The 16084-nt window shown below is 70.1% G+C and carries 16 protein-coding genes and 1 pseudogene; 9 read left to right on the top strand and 8 right to left on the bottom strand.

Translation table 11 applies throughout. From position 1 onward, the window contains the following. Positions 1-15: 15 nt before the first annotated feature. Positions 16-495, bottom strand: coding sequence for a MarR family winged helix-turn-helix transcriptional regulator (locus ACWC2T_RS15565; RefSeq protein WP_450670893.1), 480 nt, complete (start codon positions 493-495; stop codon positions 16-18). Positions 496-552: 57 nt separating this feature from the next. Here ACWC2T_RS15565 and ACWC2T_RS15570 point away from each other — a divergent pair, with 57 nt between their 5' ends. Beyond that, a complete protein-coding gene (locus ACWC2T_RS15570; RefSeq protein WP_450670894.1) occupies positions 553-1494 on the top strand; it encodes an amidohydrolase family protein in 942 nt (313 codons plus the stop codon). A gap of 102 nt (positions 1495-1596) precedes the next feature. Here the strand turns inward: ACWC2T_RS15570 and ACWC2T_RS15575 are convergent, their stop codons facing one another. Continuing rightward, positions 1597-2841, bottom strand: a complete 1245-nt coding sequence (locus tag ACWC2T_RS15575) for an LmeA family phospholipid-binding protein (RefSeq protein WP_450670895.1) — start codon at positions 2839-2841, stop codon at positions 1597-1599. Positions 2842-3096: 255 nt separating this feature from the next. Next, the gene (locus tag ACWC2T_RS15580) at positions 3097-3963 is read right to left on the bottom strand and encodes a hypothetical protein (protein WP_450670896.1); all 867 of its coding nucleotides are present in this window, start codon (positions 3961-3963) and stop codon (positions 3097-3099) included. 848 nt (positions 3964-4811) lie between these two features. Between ACWC2T_RS15580 and ACWC2T_RS15585 the strand changes: the two genes are divergently transcribed. The 3 genes from ACWC2T_RS15585 to ACWC2T_RS15595 all read left to right on the top strand — a co-directional run bounded on the left by ACWC2T_RS15585 (position 4812) and on the right by ACWC2T_RS15595 (position 7265). Beyond that, positions 4812-5099: a hypothetical protein gene (locus ACWC2T_RS15585; protein WP_450670897.1), complete on the top strand. Its 288-nt coding sequence runs from the start codon at positions 4812-4814 to the stop codon at positions 5097-5099. Between the two features lie 570 nt (positions 5100-5669). Continuing rightward, a complete protein-coding gene (locus ACWC2T_RS15590) occupies positions 5670-6818 on the top strand; it encodes a carboxylate-amine ligase (RefSeq protein ID WP_450670898.1) in 1149 nt (382 codons plus the stop codon). A gap of 246 nt (positions 6819-7064) precedes the next feature. Beyond that, a complete protein-coding gene (locus tag ACWC2T_RS15595; RefSeq protein WP_450670899.1) occupies positions 7065-7265 on the top strand; it encodes a hypothetical protein in 201 nt (66 codons plus the stop codon). Between the two features lie 33 nt (positions 7266-7298). Here the strand turns inward: ACWC2T_RS15595 and ACWC2T_RS15600 are convergent, their stop codons facing one another. Then, positions 7299-7493, bottom strand: coding sequence for a hypothetical protein (locus ACWC2T_RS15600; protein WP_450670900.1), 195 nt, complete (start codon positions 7491-7493; stop codon positions 7299-7301). Positions 7494-7706: 213 nt separating this feature from the next. Between ACWC2T_RS15600 and ACWC2T_RS15605 the strand changes: the two genes are divergently transcribed. Beyond that, the gene (locus ACWC2T_RS15605; RefSeq protein ID WP_450670901.1) at positions 7707-8102 is read left to right on the top strand and encodes a nuclear transport factor 2 family protein; all 396 of its coding nucleotides are present in this window, start codon (positions 7707-7709) and stop codon (positions 8100-8102) included. 113 nt (positions 8103-8215) lie between these two features. On the opposite strand, the gene ACWC2T_RS15610 is transcribed toward ACWC2T_RS15605, so the two are convergent. Beyond that, a complete protein-coding gene (locus tag ACWC2T_RS15610) occupies positions 8216-9403 on the bottom strand; it encodes a permease (protein WP_450670902.1) in 1188 nt (395 codons plus the stop codon). Between the two features lie 325 nt (positions 9404-9728). Between ACWC2T_RS15610 and ACWC2T_RS15615 the strand changes: the two genes are divergently transcribed. Then, positions 9729-10901: a DNA gyrase subunit B gene (locus ACWC2T_RS15615; RefSeq protein WP_450670903.1), complete on the top strand. Its 1173-nt coding sequence runs from the start codon at positions 9729-9731 to the stop codon at positions 10899-10901. 55 nt (positions 10902-10956) lie between these two features. Here ACWC2T_RS15615 and ACWC2T_RS15620 read toward each other — a convergent pair whose 3' ends face one another. Then, positions 10957-11379 (bottom strand): hypothetical protein, encoded by a 423-nt coding sequence (locus ACWC2T_RS15620; RefSeq protein ID WP_450670904.1) that lies wholly within the window; start codon positions 11377-11379, stop codon positions 10957-10959. 87 nt (positions 11380-11466) lie between these two features. Further along, complete coding sequence (locus ACWC2T_RS15625) at positions 11467-11622, bottom strand: hypothetical protein (protein ID WP_450670905.1); 156 nt, start codon at positions 11620-11622, stop codon at positions 11467-11469. 489 nt (positions 11623-12111) lie between these two features. On the opposite strand from ACWC2T_RS15625, the gene ACWC2T_RS15630 reads away from it, so the two are divergent. Continuing rightward, positions 12112-12792: a DUF998 domain-containing protein gene (locus ACWC2T_RS15630; protein WP_450670906.1), complete on the top strand. Its 681-nt coding sequence runs from the start codon at positions 12112-12114 to the stop codon at positions 12790-12792. A gap of 25 nt (positions 12793-12817) precedes the next feature. Here the strand turns inward: ACWC2T_RS15630 and ACWC2T_RS15635 are convergent, their stop codons facing one another. Further along, complete coding sequence (locus ACWC2T_RS15635; protein ID WP_450670907.1) at positions 12818-13732, bottom strand: GNAT family N-acetyltransferase; 915 nt, start codon at positions 13730-13732, stop codon at positions 12818-12820. Positions 13733-13990: 258 nt separating this feature from the next. On the opposite strand from ACWC2T_RS15635, the pseudogene ACWC2T_RS15640 reads away from it, so the two are divergent. Further along, positions 13991-14092 (top strand): annotated as a pseudogene (locus ACWC2T_RS15640) (hypothetical protein); the annotation flags it as partial. Positions 14093-14823: 731 nt separating this feature from the next. Further along, positions 14824-16074 (top strand): ATP-grasp domain-containing protein, encoded by a 1251-nt coding sequence (locus tag ACWC2T_RS15645; RefSeq protein ID WP_450670908.1) that lies wholly within the window; start codon positions 14824-14826, stop codon positions 16072-16074. Positions 16075-16084 lie beyond the last annotated feature (10 nt).

Consider the following 16084-nt stretch of genomic DNA (forward strand, 5'->3'; position numbering starts at 1 on the left):
CTCCCGGAAGCCGGATCAGGCGGATTCCGCGTCGGAGACGAGTTCGGTGAGGCGGCGCAGCAGTGTGACCAGCTGGACCCGCTCGGTAGGTGTGAACGCCTCGTAGGCCCGGGTCTGACGCTCCCGAAGCCGGGCTCGGAGCAGGGCGAGCCGCTCGGCTCCGTCGTCGGTGAGGCTGACCAGGACGCGCCGCTCGTCCTCGGGTGACCGGCGGCGCACCACGACGCCCTTCGTCTCCAGCTGCTGCAGCATCCGCGTGGCGGTGGGGACACTGACATCCGCACTGCTCGCCAGGCGGCCCACCGGGATGTCCGTCTCCGCGGCCAGTGGTTCCAGGAGCGAGACCTGGGCCAGGGAGAGCCCGCCGAAGTGCTCGGCACCCGCCGAACGAGCCCGCCGCATGGCGACGAAGAGCGCGTCGGCCGCCCGAGCGAGTTCCTCCGCCGCCACGTCCCCGTCCGTCGTCGCCCGCTCACCGTTGGTGCTGTTGCTCATGGGTGGTAACTTAGCAGACCAGTAATTAGTGGGCTAAACATTAGGAGGCGATATAATATGTCCTCTCCTCGCCGCATCGACGTCCACCAGCACCTCATCCCGCCGGCCTACCGGAACGTGATGGACCGCCACGGCGCCACGGCCGCCGGCTGGCCCACGCCCGCCTGGGACGCACAGAGCGCGATCGCGATGATGGACCGCCGGTCGATCGCTACGGGCATCCTCTCGATCAGCTCCCCGGGCACCCACTTCGGCGACGACACGGAGGCCCGCGCGGTCGCCCGCGATGCCAACGAGTACGCCGCCGAGCTGGCCAAGGACCGCCCCGACCGCTTCGGGTTCTTCGCCGCCCTCCCGCTGCCGGACGTCGACGGCGCCCTCGCCGAGGCCGCCTACGCGCTGGACGAACTGCACGCCGACGGCGTGGTGCTGCTGTCCAACGTCCGGGGCCACTACCTCGGCGCCAAGGAGTACGAGCCGCTGTGGGCCGAGCTCGACGCCCGCGGCGCAGTGGTCTTCATCCACCCCGACGCGCCGCCGATGCCCATGCTGGAGGGCATGCCCGGCCCGCTGCTGGACTTCCCCTTCGACACCACGCGCACCGCGGTGCACATGACGCTGAACGGCGTGATGAGCCGGCACACCCGGATGAAGGTGATCCTCTCCCACGCGGGCGGTTTCCTGCCCTACGCCGCCTGGCGCTTCACCGCCGGCGCCCAGTTCAACCCCGGCACCACGCCGCTGGGCATCCTGACCCACCTCCAGCGCTTCTACTTCGACACCGCACTGTCGTCGACACCGTCCGCCCTGCCCTCACTCCTCGCCTTCGCCGCTCCCGGGCACATCCTGTACGGCAGCGACTTCCCCTTCGCCCCGGTGGAGACCGGCGCCCTCCTCGACTCCATGCTGGACGGCTACGACGGCTTCCAGCCCGGTCAGCTCGACGCGATCGACTGCGGCAGCGCCGAGGCACTGTTCCCCCGTCTCGCGGACGCCTGAGCACACACCTGGGAACGAGTCGGCCGGCGCTGACGAAGAGGGAGGGCCGGCGGCTCAGCGGCCATCCGTACGTCGACGTCCGCCCCGGCAGCCGTCGAGAGTTCAGCGGCCCAGGAGCACTCCTGTCCCCGACACATCCGCCCGGATTCCGTCCTTGTCCACCGTCACGCGCTGCAGGCGCACGGCGCCTCCGGGTGGTGCCGGCAGCCGGACGGCGAAGGAGAAGCGGTCGGCGATCTGGGGGCGGGTGAGCCTGGGCAGTGCGGTGAGCAACGACAGGTCCAGGCCCAGCCGCTGGAGGAGTTCCGGGTGGGCGAGTGCCACGTCCAGCAGGTTGACGCGGGTCAGATCGTGCAGGAAGCGCGGCGCGCCGGTGAGTTGATGCAGCTTGTCCTCGTCGTGGAGCGCGACGCGCACCGCGCTGTCGGGGACCCCCAGGCGATGCACGATCTCCGTGACCGCCAGCAAGGCCTTGATCTTCTCCGCCTCCCGGGTGAGACGGCGCGCCGAGGCAGGGGTCAGGTGGAGGCCCTCGGTGGGCCCGGTGCCGGGCCGGTACGTGGCGAGGTCGTCGATGTCGACCTGTATGCCGTCCACAAGGGTGGCGATGCCGCGGTCTCCGTCGCGCCGGATGCGGGCGTCGGCCCGCACGCTCAGCGCGCGGCCCGCGACGCGCAGGGTGCCGTGGGCCCGGACACCGCCGGGGCCGTGAGCCGTGAACGCCACCTGGGACGCGCCCAGTTCGCGGTCCATGTCGGCGAAGGACAGCAGGACCTGACCGTGCACCTGCCGAACGAGCGCACCGCGCACCGCGGTCGGTCCGTCGCCGTCCAGGCGTATGTCGTGGGCAGTGGCGGTGACCTCGGTGAGGGTCACCCGGTCGGCGGGGATGCCGGGGACGGTGACGGAGACCGAGTCCAGGCGCTGTGCGGCCAGTTGGGTGAGGAAGGGGAAGCCGCCGATGTGGACCTCGGGTGCGGCGACGAGATGCAGCTTGTCCTTGAGCTGCTGCGAGGCCTTGTGCTCGGCGTAGAGCAGCGCCCAGCGGTCGGCCAGGGTGACGAGGCAGGCGAGGGTGAGCACCCAGACGAGGAGGCGGGCCAGGGTGGGCAGGCCCGTGGCCCGGTTACGACGGCGGCTGCCGCGCCGGTGATTGGGCGGTGTCCAGGGTTCCTCGGCGTCCTCGTCCCGGCTGGTCGCCGGGCCGTCTTCGGTGAGGAAGTCGTCCAGCGGATGGTCTGCCAGCGAGGCGAGTTCGTCGTACGGGTTACGGCGGGGCGGAACCAACTCGGGAGGAGGTCCGTCCGACTGGGCAGGATGATGCGTCTGGTTGTGGGGGGTACGCATCGGTAGATTTGATCATATAGTCACACCTGGGGCGCAAGTCCTCCATGAAGTAAGGAATGAAATCAGCCACTTATCGCCGGTCCGCCGGGGGCGGGCGGTCCGGTGACCTCCACGTGGGCCCCTAGAGGACCGAGACCACCGAGTTCGTCGTTCCCAGGTCGATACGCATTGGACGCGCCATCGGGACTCTCTCCTGCGAGCTGCGCTTTCCGAAGCGAGTTGCCCCACTGCCGGAAAAAACTTGAGTGCCCCTGGTCAAGATGGAGCAGGTCGTGACTCATAGTGCAGGCTGTGGAACCGACCCTCCTCCTCGCGTCCGGCAGGGTCATGGCCCAGTGCCCGCACCGTCGCGATCGCGTACTGCTGCTCCCGGTCGTCGGTGAAGAGCCGCTGGGGATAGGTGCGGGAGGCGTCGAGCGTCGTGTGCAGGCCGTGCTCGGCCAACGTGCGGACGATCGGGTGGTACGGCACCGTCCGCAGCACGAACGCGCTGACCCATACCGGTCGCCGGGTACCGTCGAGCAGGGCCCTGAACGTGCGGTCGGTGATGTAGCTGCCCCCGCCGGTCAGCGTGATGAGCCCGACCTCGGCGAGCGCACCGCTCAGCCCCGGGCCGGGCGGTCCCTGTTCCAGGTCGTCGGTGAAGGCGGCATCCAGGAGGCCCACTTCCAGCGCGTACTCCACGGCAGGGACCGCCACGTCCAGGCCGAACACCGGCACCGCGTCCGGTCGGCGGCGTCCGGCGTAGAACTCCTTGTCCTGCGCCGCCAGTTGTGCCGTCGACAGCTTCTGGCACTCGGGTGAGGTGTACCGCTCGTACATCTCCGCCAGCGTCAGGTCGTGGTTGAGCAGCGCGGCGTTGATCCCGTACGAGCAGCACACGTCCAGCACCGCCGGCCTGCCGGGGATGCCGTCGTCGAGCGCGGCCCGGTCGGCGGCGGCCTGCCGGAAGGCCGGCTGGGCGTGGTGCGGGATCTCGTACTCCAGCGGGGCCAGCCGGCGGAAGTACATGCGGGGGTCCGGCCGGTCGTAGATGTCGTCGAACCGCGACTTGCCGCTCGCCATGCCCCCGGTGTCGCCAGAGCCCGACTCGGCCATGCCGTACTCCTCCTCGCGGAACACATCGGTACCTCCATCATGTCTCGCCCGGTGTGTCCCGGTATGTCTGCCACACCGAGCACTCCGGCGCGGCGGGGTGAAGGCTGGGCGGAGGCTGGGCGGACAGGGAGGCGAGGGCCACGCGGAGGATCGCGGGGATGAGTCAGGGCGCCCCTCCCCAAGATGTCCGTTCCATGCCAAACTTGATGGTCGCTGTGCCACAGATACTCGGGGAGCGGATCGGATGTGAGCGCAGGACGCCGGCGACTGGTCGTACTTCTTGTGACGCTCGGGACGTTCGCCGCCGCGCTGATGGCGCTGTACGCGCTGAGCGGATTATGGGCGGCGCACGATGCGGCCGATCGGTGGGCGGTCGCCATCGCCTTCGCCGTGGCAGCCTCCGGAGCCGCGGACAAGGCGCTGACCCCGTGGGCCGCGGGGACCCCGCCCGCGCCCTCCACCACTCCGAACAACGGCCGACCGGCCGCGCCGACGACGCCTCCCAACACGGATCCGCCTGACGGCCCGGACGCGGATCCGCCCGACCACCCGGACGGGGATCGAGCCGACCCGCCGCCACAGCCGTCCGGCGGACGTCGTCGGCCGACCCGTGATCGCGTGACGACCGCCGTGGTGTCGGCGGCCGTCACAGCCGCGGTGGGCGGAGTGATCTACGGGGTGCTGGCGCCGGAGGCTGGTCACGGGCGTGCGGCAGCCACCGCAGGGCGCCACGACTCGGCCGTCCGGCACCGGAACAGCCGGCCCGGGCGACTACACGCCGGTCTACCGGCACCGCACCCTGTCCTTGAAGAACTACAACTACTACTTCGACTTGCGGGCAGGCGCGGTCAGCGGCTCGGAGGCCGCCTGGAGTGTCGGCACGCGCCGGAGGCGACGGCAACGGAGCCTTCGAACTCCAGCCGCTCACCGACGTCTACGTCGTACCGGGGAAGGCCGTGCCGACGGCCGGACAGTGTGCCGCGAAGGCCACCCGCCACCCTGCCGACGATCGGCTGCACTTCCGTCAGTCGCCGCCCGGCAGTACGTTCTGCCTGCGTGACAGGACAAGCGGCGACATCGCGGTGTTCACCGTCATCGACGTGGACCATGGCAACTACGCGACCACGGACGACATCACCTACTACCGCCGTCACCGGTGACCGGGGGCCACGTCGTACCTCCGCCGACTCGGTCGGCCGGGATTCCGGGTGCACCGGTGCGGCTCGCGAGGTGACCGATCCGCCTGGACATGTGTGAGGTTGGCCCCCGCTGGTCCGCCGCCCCGGGACTTGGCGGACCGGCGCCTGCGAAGGCGCTCTCGCGGGGTAAACGGAACCTACGCCTCCACCGGCCGCGAAGGAACCCCTCCAGATATGTGGTCCAGGTCATACTCTTCGGTGTGACAACGTGACCGCGAAGAGCTTCCCCCTGGCTGGGCGTGGACATGATCAGATCGTTGCTGCCTCGGTGGGTCGCGCGGGGGTCGACGGCCGAGCCCGGCGCCGGCGGGGACCCTGGCGGCCGTCAACCGGCCTCGCGCCCCGCCACGCGCCCGCCACCGCGGCCCCCCGAGGGGACGGGCCGGTGGCCGGTCTGCGCGGTGTGATGGTGGCTTGGTAAACGCTTGCAGCGGCTTGGCCGAGGGCTCAGCATGACGGTTCCCACCACGAGTGGGTGCCGGTGTCCCGTGTCGTACGAAGGGGCTGGATGTGCCAGAGCCGTTTGATGCCGTGACCCCAGCTGCCGCGGGCGGGTCCGGGCGCTCGCCGGAGGCGCCCGCTCCGCCGACGGTCGGTGTGGAGGAGGAGTTCGTGCTGGCCGACCGGCGCACCAGGTCGGCCGTGTGCAGGTCTCTTTCCGTGGTGCCTGCCGCGCGTGCGCGCCTCGGCGGGCCGCATGTCGCCCCCGAGCTGTCGCAGTCCCAGGTGGAGACGGTCAGCGGGGTGTGCCGTACCGGCCTTGAAGTGGAGGCGGAAGTACGCCGATTACGCGCGGGTGCGGCTGCCGCTGCGGCCGAGCACGACTGCCTGCTGGTGCCCAGCGGCGTGGCGGTGCTGGGGCGTTCCGGGCCGCCGCCCGTCCTCGACCAGGCACGGTACCGGGCGCTCGCGCGCCGCTTCGGGCCCGCGATCCACGGGCAGGGCGTGAACTCCTGCCACGTGCACGTCGGCGTGGCCGACCGCGAGGAAGCCGTTCGGGCGGTCAACCACCTGCGGGGCTGGATGCCGTTGCTGCTGGCGCTGACCGCCAACTCCCCTTACAGCGACGGGGCGGACACCGGATACGCGAGTTGGCGCTCGGTGGTCTGGAGCCGGTGGCCCACGGCGGGACCCCCTCCCCACCTGCGCGACGCGGCGCACTACCAATGGCTCGTCGACCAGCTCGTGGCCTCCGGAGCCGCGCTTGATCCGGCCATGGTCTACTGGCACGTCCGGCCGTCGGCGCACCTTCCCACCATCGAGGCACGCATTGCGGACGTGATGCCCGACGCCAGGACCACCACCGCGTACGCGCTGCTCGTCCGGGCCCTCGTCGGGCACGCCGTGGAGACGGTACGCTCCGGCGAACCAGCGCCCGACGTCCCCGACCCGCTGTTGCGGGCGGCGTGCTGGCAGGCCGCCCGGCACGGCCCGGTCGGCACCCTGCCAGGCACGCACACCCGCGACTGCGCTCCCATGGCCGTCGGCCGGCTGATCGAGGAGCTGTGGAAACGGGTCGAGCCGCACCTCAGCCGTCACGGCGACGACCGGTGCGTGAGTGACTGGCTGGGTCATGTCCAGCTCAATGGGTCCGGCTCCGCACGGCAGAGGCGTGTGGCGGAACGCCACGAGGGTGGCCTGCGGGCAGTGGTGGACGACCTCGCGGTCGAGGTTCCCTGAGCCCGGGCGGTGTGACCGATGTGTGGCTGATGTTGGCGTTGTTACAGAAGTGACTTGAGTGGGCACGGATCAGGGACGCCGGCCCACCTGGATCGAACTCGCCGGACAATCGTTGGCATGGATGGGCGCCCGGTGGGTTTACGGTGGTCGTGCGGGCTCTGTTCGGACGTCGAGCGCAGCCCGAAGGACCCGGCTTCGCCGAACCGTGCCGCTCCTGCGCTTCCGGGGGGTGCCATGAAAGTCGAAATGATCCAAACGGCCGCCAACGTTCTCTTCGACGTGCCGGACGAGATGCACGAAGAGATCATCATGCTCATCACCGCGGTCACCGACGATGCCGAGACACGGGCGCCGGACCTCGCGGCCGCGTTCGGGGAGTGGTGCTGGCTCGTGTACACGATCCGCGGGGACGTGGTCGAGGTGCTGGACGTCGGCTGCGCCCGGTGACGCCGGGAGTCACCGCACCTCGCAGTGCGCCTCTCAGAGGAGAAGCGGCAGCCCCAGGATTTCGATTCCGTAGGCACGGGCTACCGACGCCGGCTTCGCCGGATCCGGAGGCAGTTCAACGACGGGCGGGATGTCGGTGGACAGGGCGGGTGTGCCGATCTCGAGCGTGAACCGCTCGAAACCCGCAGGGGAGTGCAGGGTGAGGAACCGGGCCTGCGGGCTGGTCACCACGAAGGCGTGCGGGAGCTGACGGGGCAGAAGCCCCCCGCTGCCTTCAGGACTCCTGGACATCACCCAACCGGGGGAGCAGGGCAAGGCAGTCCCTGAACCGCCTCCAGCCTTACTGGGTAGCGAGAGCACCAGGCTGGCGGCGCGTGCTGCCGTGGCGAACGTCCTGGGGTCGATGGGGAATTGACGACAGCCGGTGGAGAACGGGAGACCATGTCCACGAACAGCGCCGACCCCACGGTCGCAGAGCGCTTCCTCGCCGCGTTCCGGGCACGGGACTGGGAGGGGCTGCGCGGCCTGCTGGCCGACGACATCACCTGGACCATGCCGGGGAGCGGCGCCATCTCGGGCACCATCCACGGCACGGACGCGGTCGTGCGCCGCGCACGTCACATCGCTGACCAGGGACTGCACACCGAATTGCGGAACGTGCTCGTCGGCGCCCACGGCATCGCCCTCTCGCTCCGCAACACGGCAACCGCCCCCGACGGACGCCGGCTCGACGAACACCTCGCGACCGTGCTGGCCATCCGCCACGGCCGTATCACCGCCATCGACAGCTACCTGTCGGACGTTGACGGCATGAGCGCCTTCTTCACCGCGCCCTGAGCCCGTCACCCCGCGCATCGACGGGCAACGCAGCAAGCCGGTGGCACCCCAGCGGACGCCATGGACTGACGTCGGTGTCCGGAAAGCCCTACGAACGGCGACCCCCGAGCGGCTCAGTGATGGTGGTGCTCACCCTGCCCACGTGCGTGGTCGTGGCCGTGTACGCCCCGATCCGGCGAGCCGCCCATCACGCGCAGCATCGCCGGTCCACCGGTGCGCAGGAAACGGACCACGAGGGCGGTGGCCAACAGCAGGAAGGCGATATTGAGCCAGGTCGTGTAGTTCCAGCTGACGCCCTCCTGGGGGACCTTCGCGTCGGCCTGGTCGGGGATGAGGCCCAGACCCCCGAAGGCAAACTCCACGACATAGCCGGCCACGGCCATCGCGGTGAAGAACGTGCCGAGCAGGAAGGCGGTCATCCGGGCGCCGTAGTACTTCCGGTAGATGTTCAGGATCGGCAGGATCAGCAGGTCGGCATAGATGAAGGCGATGACACCACCGAAACTGATGCCGCCCTTCCACAGCACCACGGCCAGCGGCACGTTGCCGATGGAGCAGACGAACGTGGCGATGGCCACCGCCGGCCCGATCAGCGGTCCGATCAGCTTGGCGGTGAGCGGATGCCCGGCCAGGAAGAAGCTGTGCCAGAAGTCGTCCGGCACCCATGCGGCGATCGCCCCGGCGATGAGGAGCCCCGCCACCAGGTCGCGTAGGATCGCCGCCCACTCCATCACGAAGATGTGCGAGACGGAGGTGAGGCCGTCGCGGGAGAGGAGCAGGCGGAGGAAGCCGCCCTCGCCGCGCACGGACATGTCCATCGCCGCGTGCCCCTCCATCGACCCGGACAGCCCGCGCTCGGCCTGCTCCCGGGCCTGCCGCAGCAACCGCTCACGCAGGAGGAGCCGGAACAGCACCGCGAGTACGACGATCATGACCGGGCCGCCGACGAACTCCGCGGCGGTGAACTGCCACCCCATCAACAGCGCCAGGATCACGCCCAGTTCGACCACCAGGTTGGTCGAGGCGATCTCGAAGCCCATCGCCGCCGTGAAATTCGCCCCCTTGCGGAACAGCGAGCGGGCGAGCGCGACGGCGGCGTACGAGCAGGACGACGAGGCCACGCCGAGCCCCGCGGACAGGGCGAGCGTACGAGGCCGGTCGTCCCCCAGCAGTCGCACGACCGTCTCCCGGCGGACCACGGCCTGGACGACGGCGGACAGGGTGAAACCGAGGATCAACGCCCAGGTGATCTCCCAGGTCATGGACCCGGCGATGGACAGTGCGTGCCCGATCGCATGCATGATGCACACCTTTCGCCGTTGGCTGTCCTGGCGAGCTCGAGTGTATACCCCATGGGGGTATATTGCCTCGGCTTCCCGGCAGACCGAACCGAAGCCGTGCGCCGCAGCGGAATTCGGGACCTCGGGGCTGTCCGTATCGGGGGTCTACGGGGCCTCGGCGGACCCCTGGCCGCATTCGTGCCGAGGTGTGCGGACCTGGGTCCGGCTGTCTTCCGACAGGCGCTCACCAGTCCGTCCAGGCCCTGGGCAAACCGGCTCTGACCTGGACTTTTTCGAGAATCCTCTTAGTCTTGGCTCAACTGTCCGCCGGTGAAGGGGGAGTCTCGTGAGCGAGGATGCCGTCAGGTACGACGCCACCCATATCGAGGTGTTGGAGGGGAGGGAAGTCATCCGGAGACGGCCGGGCATGTACGTCGGCTCGACCGGTGAACGCGGCCTGCATCAGCTGGTGTTCGAATCCGTCGACCGGGCGGTGAACGACGTCCTGGCCGACCGCGCGGGCGGCACCGTCGACGTCATCCTCCAGGCCGACGGCGGCGTGTGTGTCGCCGACGACGGACCGGGCCTGCCGGTCGAGGCCGCCGGCGACACCGGCGACGAGCCCGGCCTCGAAGCCCTGTTGACTCGCCTGCACGCCGGGGCTCGCCCCGGCGGCCGCCGTTCCGTGGAAGTGGGCCTCTGCCGCATCGGGCTCTGTGTCACCAACGCCTTGTCGAGCAGCCTGACGGCCGAGGTGCGCCGAGGGGGCGTCCGCTGGGTCCAGGACTACGCGCGCGGTGTAGCGCTCGCACCGCCGACCGCCGCAGGGACGGCTACCGGAAGCGGGACCAGCATTGCCTTTCGGCCCGATGTCGATGTCTTCGGGACGGTCCAGTGCTCGTTCACGGTGCTCGCGGAGCGGTTCAGGGAACTGGCCTTCCTCAACCGGGACCTGGGTATCTCGCTGACCGACGAACGTGGGCCGAGCGGGTCCCGGTCGGAGCACCTGCGGTACCCGGGCGGGGTGCGGGACTTCGTCGCCTTCCTCGACGCGGGAGCGGAGAGGGCCGTACACCCGGACATCGTCGGCATCGAGCGGGAGGACCCGCGGATGGAGGGGGTGATCGAGGTGGCCCTGCGGTGGTCCGACTCCCGTGCGGAGCGGATCCGCAGCTTCGCCAACAGCCGGCCCACACCGGAAGGCGGCACACACACGGCGGGCTTCCGCGACGGGGTGGCGGCCGCCGTCAACGCCTACGCCCGGCAACGGCGGCTGCTGGCGGCGGCGGATCCCGACCTCAGCGCCGACCGGATCTGCGCGGGCCTGACGGCGGTCGTGTCGGTGAAGCTGGACCATCCGGAGTTCCACGGCGCCACACGCGGGTTGTTGGGCGGCGCCGCCGTGCGTGCCTGCGTGGGAGAGGCCGTGCGGGCACACGTCGGCGCATGGCTGGCAGGGCACCCCGAGCAGGCCGCCGCTGTCGTGGGCCGCATTGTCCGGTACGCAGCTCGGGACTGAGCCGTACCAGCCGCCCCTCGACCGGCGGCCGTCAGGGGGCGGAGCGGGCCCGAGGTCAGCCGATGAGCGAGCGGAACTGTTCGATCGTACGGCGCCGCATCGTGAGGAAGGCGAGCCAGGAGCCGTCGGCGTAGTGCAGCCGGAAGCGGGCCATCAGCTGTGTCCGGGGCCGGCGTTCGACCCGGGCCACCCACGCCCGCGGCACCTCCCACACCGGGGTGCCGTCCAGGGGTTGGACCATTCCGATCCGCTGGTCGGTCACGCGCATCAGCAGCGCGCCGGAGGTGGAAGGCATCCCCGCGGCGATGCTGCTCGCTCCACCGGACTGTGCGCCCACGGTGTTGACCAGATGGTTCCCGAGGGACGCCCCGATACCGATGCCCTTGGCGCTCTTGGCGGGGACGACCGTGGCGTACGCCAAGAGACGCTCACCAGGGACCAGTTGACTGTGGGCGGAACGCTCGCGGAGGGCAGACATGCGCATGATCATAGGTGACCGTGTCCGGTTGTATGTGAGTGGGTTGGGTCCGGCCCGCGTGCGGCGGGCCGGACGGGTGGGTGGGAATCAGCGGCCGAGCGTGCTCAGTACGGCGTCTGCCATGGCCTGCTCACCTGTGGCGTTGGGGTGGAGGGGGAGCGTGGGCGAGGTGGGGAAGAGCCCCTCGATCCAGGGTGAGGACGAACAGCTGTCGTGGCCCCGGGTCGGGGTGAGGGTGTCCACATAGGTGGCGTCGGCGGCGTGGGCGGTGGCGGCCAGGGCGTCGTTGAGCTCCCCGAGGACGGAGCGCAGGAACGCGATGTCCCCGGTGGCTCTGCACGCGCCGCGCCTGCTTCCACCTCCGCCGGAGAAGCCTTGAGCAAACCGGTCCCCTTTCGGCGTCGGCGAACGGCCAGGCCCAGGACCGTACGATCCGGAGGAGCAGCCATACGGTGAGCACGCCCTCGACTCACCAGCTTGTGGCTATGGACCGTACCGCCGCGATGTAGAGGGGGGCCCGGCGTGCCCGAGGCCCCAGGCCTACAGCGCTGGCTCGGACGGTGGCCGGGGCACACCGTACGGCTGCCTGGTCCGACCCATCGCGGGACCACGCTTTGAAGGGCCGTACCTGGGGTCTGCCCCACCTCGTGACCGGGGGCTTGTCGGAGTGTCCGAGGCCGGCCGCATGTGATCCGCTGTGCGCACGTGACCGTGTGAGGAAAAGGTGGATTGTTGAAAGCTCGGATCGGATACATCGCGTGGGTCGCAGGTGTGGCGCAATTCTTTGTCGCCCATGGAATCGTCGAGTCGGCCTGGAGCAGGCCCTACAGCTGGGCGCGGAACAACATCAGCGACTTGGGGAACGCTCACTGCGCCATGCAGGCGGAACCCGAACCACGCTATGTCTGCTCGCCCGAACACGGCCTGATGAACGCCTCGTTCGTCGTTCTGGGAACGCTCCTCGTCGTCGGTGTCGTCTTCACCGGGGCTCTGTGGCGCAGCGGCGCCGCCGCGATCGTGGCCCGCTGCCTGCTCGCCTGCGCCGGGGTGGGATTCGTGCTGGCCGGGCTGGCACCCGCGGACGTCCACGAGAACCAGCATGTCCTGGGCGCGCTGCTCATCATGGCCATGGGCAACATCGGCGTCGTGCTGGCCGGGGTCGGTCTGGCGGACGATGCGCCGCCTGCGCTGCGCTGGGCGACCAGCCTGCTGGGAGCAACAGCGGCCACGGCCTTCGGGCTCTTCCTCTCCCATCGCCATCTCGGACTCGGGATGGGAGGAATGGAGCGGGTGGCGGCGTTTCCCCTCCTGGTGTGGGCGCTGACTGTCGGTGCCCGCGGCCTGTTTCACCAGGCGACACGTATGCAGCATTCGCCGCCGGGAACACCTGCCGTACGGGCTACCCGCACCTGACGGGGCTGTCTGCGGCCGACCCGCGTCAGGCCAGAGAGGGCGGAAGGCTGAGGGAACGGCTTTCTTCCACGACGTGGTAGCCGGCGCTCGCGTACAGGTTCATGGCCACCTCGTTGCCACCCCACACGGTGAACATCAGTGCCGTGTCCCCGGCTTCGAGCGTCGCCCGTTCGCCGGCCGCCATCGCGGCCCGACCGTACCCTTTGCCGCGGTGCTGTTCGTGGATGTGCAGCGAATAGCCGTAGCTGACCCCTGGGAGGTGCCTGTGCTTCAGCCACCCGGAGCCGATCTGCTCGCCCTCCGCCTCGAGCACCAGAAACGTGTTGTCGGGCGTCGCAAGACCCTGGGGGAGCAGGTCGGCGAAGTCGCGGTCGGACTTGCGTACGGCCTCCTCGGGGCTGAGGGCCCCCGAGCGGACGATGTCGCCGACATAGGAGGCCTTCTCCGAGGCGAGCCAGTGGGGGTACTCGGCCTGGGTCATCGGCCGCGCGGTGACGCCGGCGAGCGGTTTCGGCGGGAAGTCGATGCGCCGCATCCTGAGCTGGCCGCGGACTGCGTAGCCGTCGAACAGTTCGCCGGCGGGCTCGGTGAGCCGTATGCCGACCCGGCGTGCGCCGCGCTCGGCACACCATTGCTCGGCCCAGTCCCGGGCGGCCTGTTCGTGTCCCCGGCCGGCGTGGCGTGCGTCGATGTGGAGGTCGCCGATACGGCCCGCGAGTGAATCATGGTTGTCGGTCATGACCACGGCGACGTATCCCACGCACATCCCGGCGTCCGTGATTTCGGCGGTCACCCAGTCGTCGATGCCGGTGCGTACGTCCTCGAGCATGCGCTCCACGGCGGCTGCATCGAGCCCGGCAGCCGTGTACGAGGCGAGCAGCCGCCGCTCGAAGTCCTTCTGCCAATGCGTGTTGTCATCAAGGACGTTTATTTCTGTCATGTGATCACAGTAGCCACATGGTCATGGAGCTGAGCGGAGGATTTTCGACCAAAGGCTCGGGTGCTCGGCCTGTCGAAGGTCCCTCAGGGGGCGTGGGTCCTGCGCCGACTGGAGCTTGCTACAAGCGGTGACGTGAAATCGACTTCCCGCTCTGGCGGTTGCGTTGATGGTGCCGGCGCGGCGAGCGCGGTCTACTGCGCGGAGTGAAGAAGATTCTGCTGATCGAAGCGTTCGCAAACTCGGGCCACCATGTACTGGATGCCGCCCGGGCACTCGGCGTGTGTGTCTTCGTCGCCACCCACGAGGACGGCGGACCTGGCCGCGTTCGCGCAGGCGGAGGGGATCGACGGCGTGGCCGGCTACGGGGAGTTCTTCACCCCACTCGTCGCCCATCTGGCCGCGCGCCTCGGGCTGCCGGGCAACGACCCCCGGCGCGCCCAGGCATGCCGGAACAAGGCGGACCTTGCCCAGCTCTTTCGCGCCGGCCAGGTGACCGCACCGCGAACGGTCAGCGCGCACACGGCCGCAGAGGCGGCACACGCCCTCGGCCGTGCCGGGATCGGAGTCCCGGTCGTCGTCAAACCCGCCGAACAGGACGGCTCCTGGAGTGACAGCCTGGTCGGGAGCCCCGAACAGCTCGACAGCGCCGTAGACCATGCCCGGTCCCGGCCGATCGCCGCCCTGTACGGCATACCGATGGATCAGCGTGTCGTCGTCCAGGAGTACGTCCCCGGAGCCGAGTTCAGCCTCGTGGTCCGGTGCGACGAGTACGTCCACCTGCCCCTGGCCGAGACGCACACCACCGGCGTCGTCCACCGGCGAGGCGGGCGCCGGCCTTGCCGGGAGACCACCTCGTGGACGTCGTATGCGGTGCCTCCGGCATCGACGTTCAGGGCCGTCCTCGACGAGGAGCCGGACATCCCCGCTCCTCGGCAAGGGGCGTGCGCGATCCGGTACCTCACCCCGCCGTCGGCACTTACACGACAACTCGAGCCGTATCGGCCACCTGGTCCTCACCGCACCCACGACCGCACAGGTCAACGCCGACGCCGCCCGCGCACTCGCCCACACCCGCATGGAAGTGAGCTGACATGCAGCGCATCGCCTTCCTCCGGTCCGTCGACATCCGGCGCGCCGACCCGTACATCCAGGGCATCGCCCCCGCCCTTGCGCGGCTCGGTGCCGAGGCCCGCCTCTTCCACACCCACGGCGACTGCGGCCCGCACCAGTTCCCCGGTACGAGCGAACGGCTCGGCCCCGCCGCGACACCCGACGAGTTCGTCGACCGCGTGCGCGCCTGGGGGGCCGACGCCGCCGTGGCGATCTCCCTGCCCGACGAGAACGCCCTGCGGGACGCCGTGGTCAAGACCAAGCTCGAAGCACTCGGCATCCGCACCGTCATGACACCCCTGGCCGCCACACGCGTCCTGTGCGACAAGTGGGAGACCAAGCGCCTGCTGGAGGCACACGGCGTCACCACCCCGCCCGCCGTCCTGCTCGACAGCGACCTCCTCAACGACCGGACGCTGCCCGTCCCGGCCTACCCGGACGGCGTCCGCCTCGCCGCCCAGGACATCGGATTCCCGCTCATGGCAAAGCCGTTGTGGGACTCCACCAGCATGGGCATCGAGTTCATCCCGGACCCGGCCGCCCTCGATCGCCACCTGGCCGCCCGCCCCGCGGCGCACGCAGTGCTGGAGAAGTGCGTCGGGGGACGGCTCTGCTCGGTCGACATCGTAGGCGCCGGCGGCCACTACACCGTCATGCCCCTCATCTGGACCGGCACCGCGGGCGGCCCGCCCAGCTTCACGTTCGACGACCTGCGCTACGTCGCCCCCACCCAGAACGACGACTTCCGGCCCACCGCGCGACGCCTGGTGGCCCTGTGCACGGAACTCGGGGTCGAAGGATCCGTCAACGTCGACATGATCTACGCCGACGGTGTCTACCACGTCCTGGAGATCAACCCCCGCATCGGCGGCGCCACCACCCTGTCCATCGCCGCCGGCGGACTGAACACCTTCGTCGCCCTGCTCGACATCCTGGCCGGCACCTGGCCGACCCGGAACAGGGCTCCGGCCGAACGTTTCGCGATCGAATGCCTCACCGCGAACCCCACCTCCGCGCTGCTCGCCGAACTCCGCACCCGGGTCGACCTCGTCACCTGCCACGATCTGGTCATCGACGGCCACAACCGCGGCGGCATCCTCACCTTCACCGTGAATCCCGGCGACGAACAGCGGACGGTGAAGGAGCTCACCGCGCTGTGCGCGCAGACCGGCTTCATCCCGGCCCCCATGCTCGACAAGATCGGCCGCCTGCTGACCCCCATGGGTCGGTGAGCACTCCGAC

It is taken from the genome of Streptomyces sp. NPDC001393, assembly GCF_053597455.1.

What these genes read in the sequence shown, in the direction of transcription:
- ACWC2T_RS15565 (WP_450670893.1), bottom strand. Translation starts at nt 495, where the DNA reads ATGAGCAACAGCACCAACGGTGAGCGGGCGACGACGGACGGGGACGTG.
- ACWC2T_RS15570 (WP_450670894.1), top strand. Translation starts at nt 553, where the DNA reads ATGTCCTCTCCTCGCCGCATCGACGTCCACCAGCACCTCATCCCGCCG.
- ACWC2T_RS15575 (WP_450670895.1), bottom strand. Translation starts at nt 2,841, where the DNA reads ATGCGTACCCCCCACAACCAGACGCATCATCCTGCCCAGTCGGACGGA.
- ACWC2T_RS15595 (WP_450670899.1), top strand. Translation starts at nt 7,065, where the DNA reads ATGATCCAAACGGCCGCCAACGTTCTCTTCGACGTGCCGGACGAGATG.
- ACWC2T_RS15605 (WP_450670901.1), top strand. Translation starts at nt 7,707, where the DNA reads ATGTCCACGAACAGCGCCGACCCCACGGTCGCAGAGCGCTTCCTCGCC.
- ACWC2T_RS15610 (WP_450670902.1), bottom strand. Translation starts at nt 9,403, where the DNA reads ATGCATGCGATCGGGCACGCACTGTCCATCGCCGGGTCCATGACCTGG.
- ACWC2T_RS15620 (WP_450670904.1), bottom strand. Translation starts at nt 11,379, where the DNA reads ATGTCTGCCCTCCGCGAGCGTTCCGCCCACAGTCAACTGGTCCCTGGT.
- ACWC2T_RS15635 (WP_450670907.1), bottom strand. Translation starts at nt 13,732, where the DNA reads ATGACAGAAATAAACGTCCTTGATGACAACACGCATTGGCAGAAGGAC.
- ACWC2T_RS15645 (WP_450670908.1), top strand. Translation starts at nt 14,824, where the DNA reads ATGCAGCGCATCGCCTTCCTCCGGTCCGTCGACATCCGGCGCGCCGAC.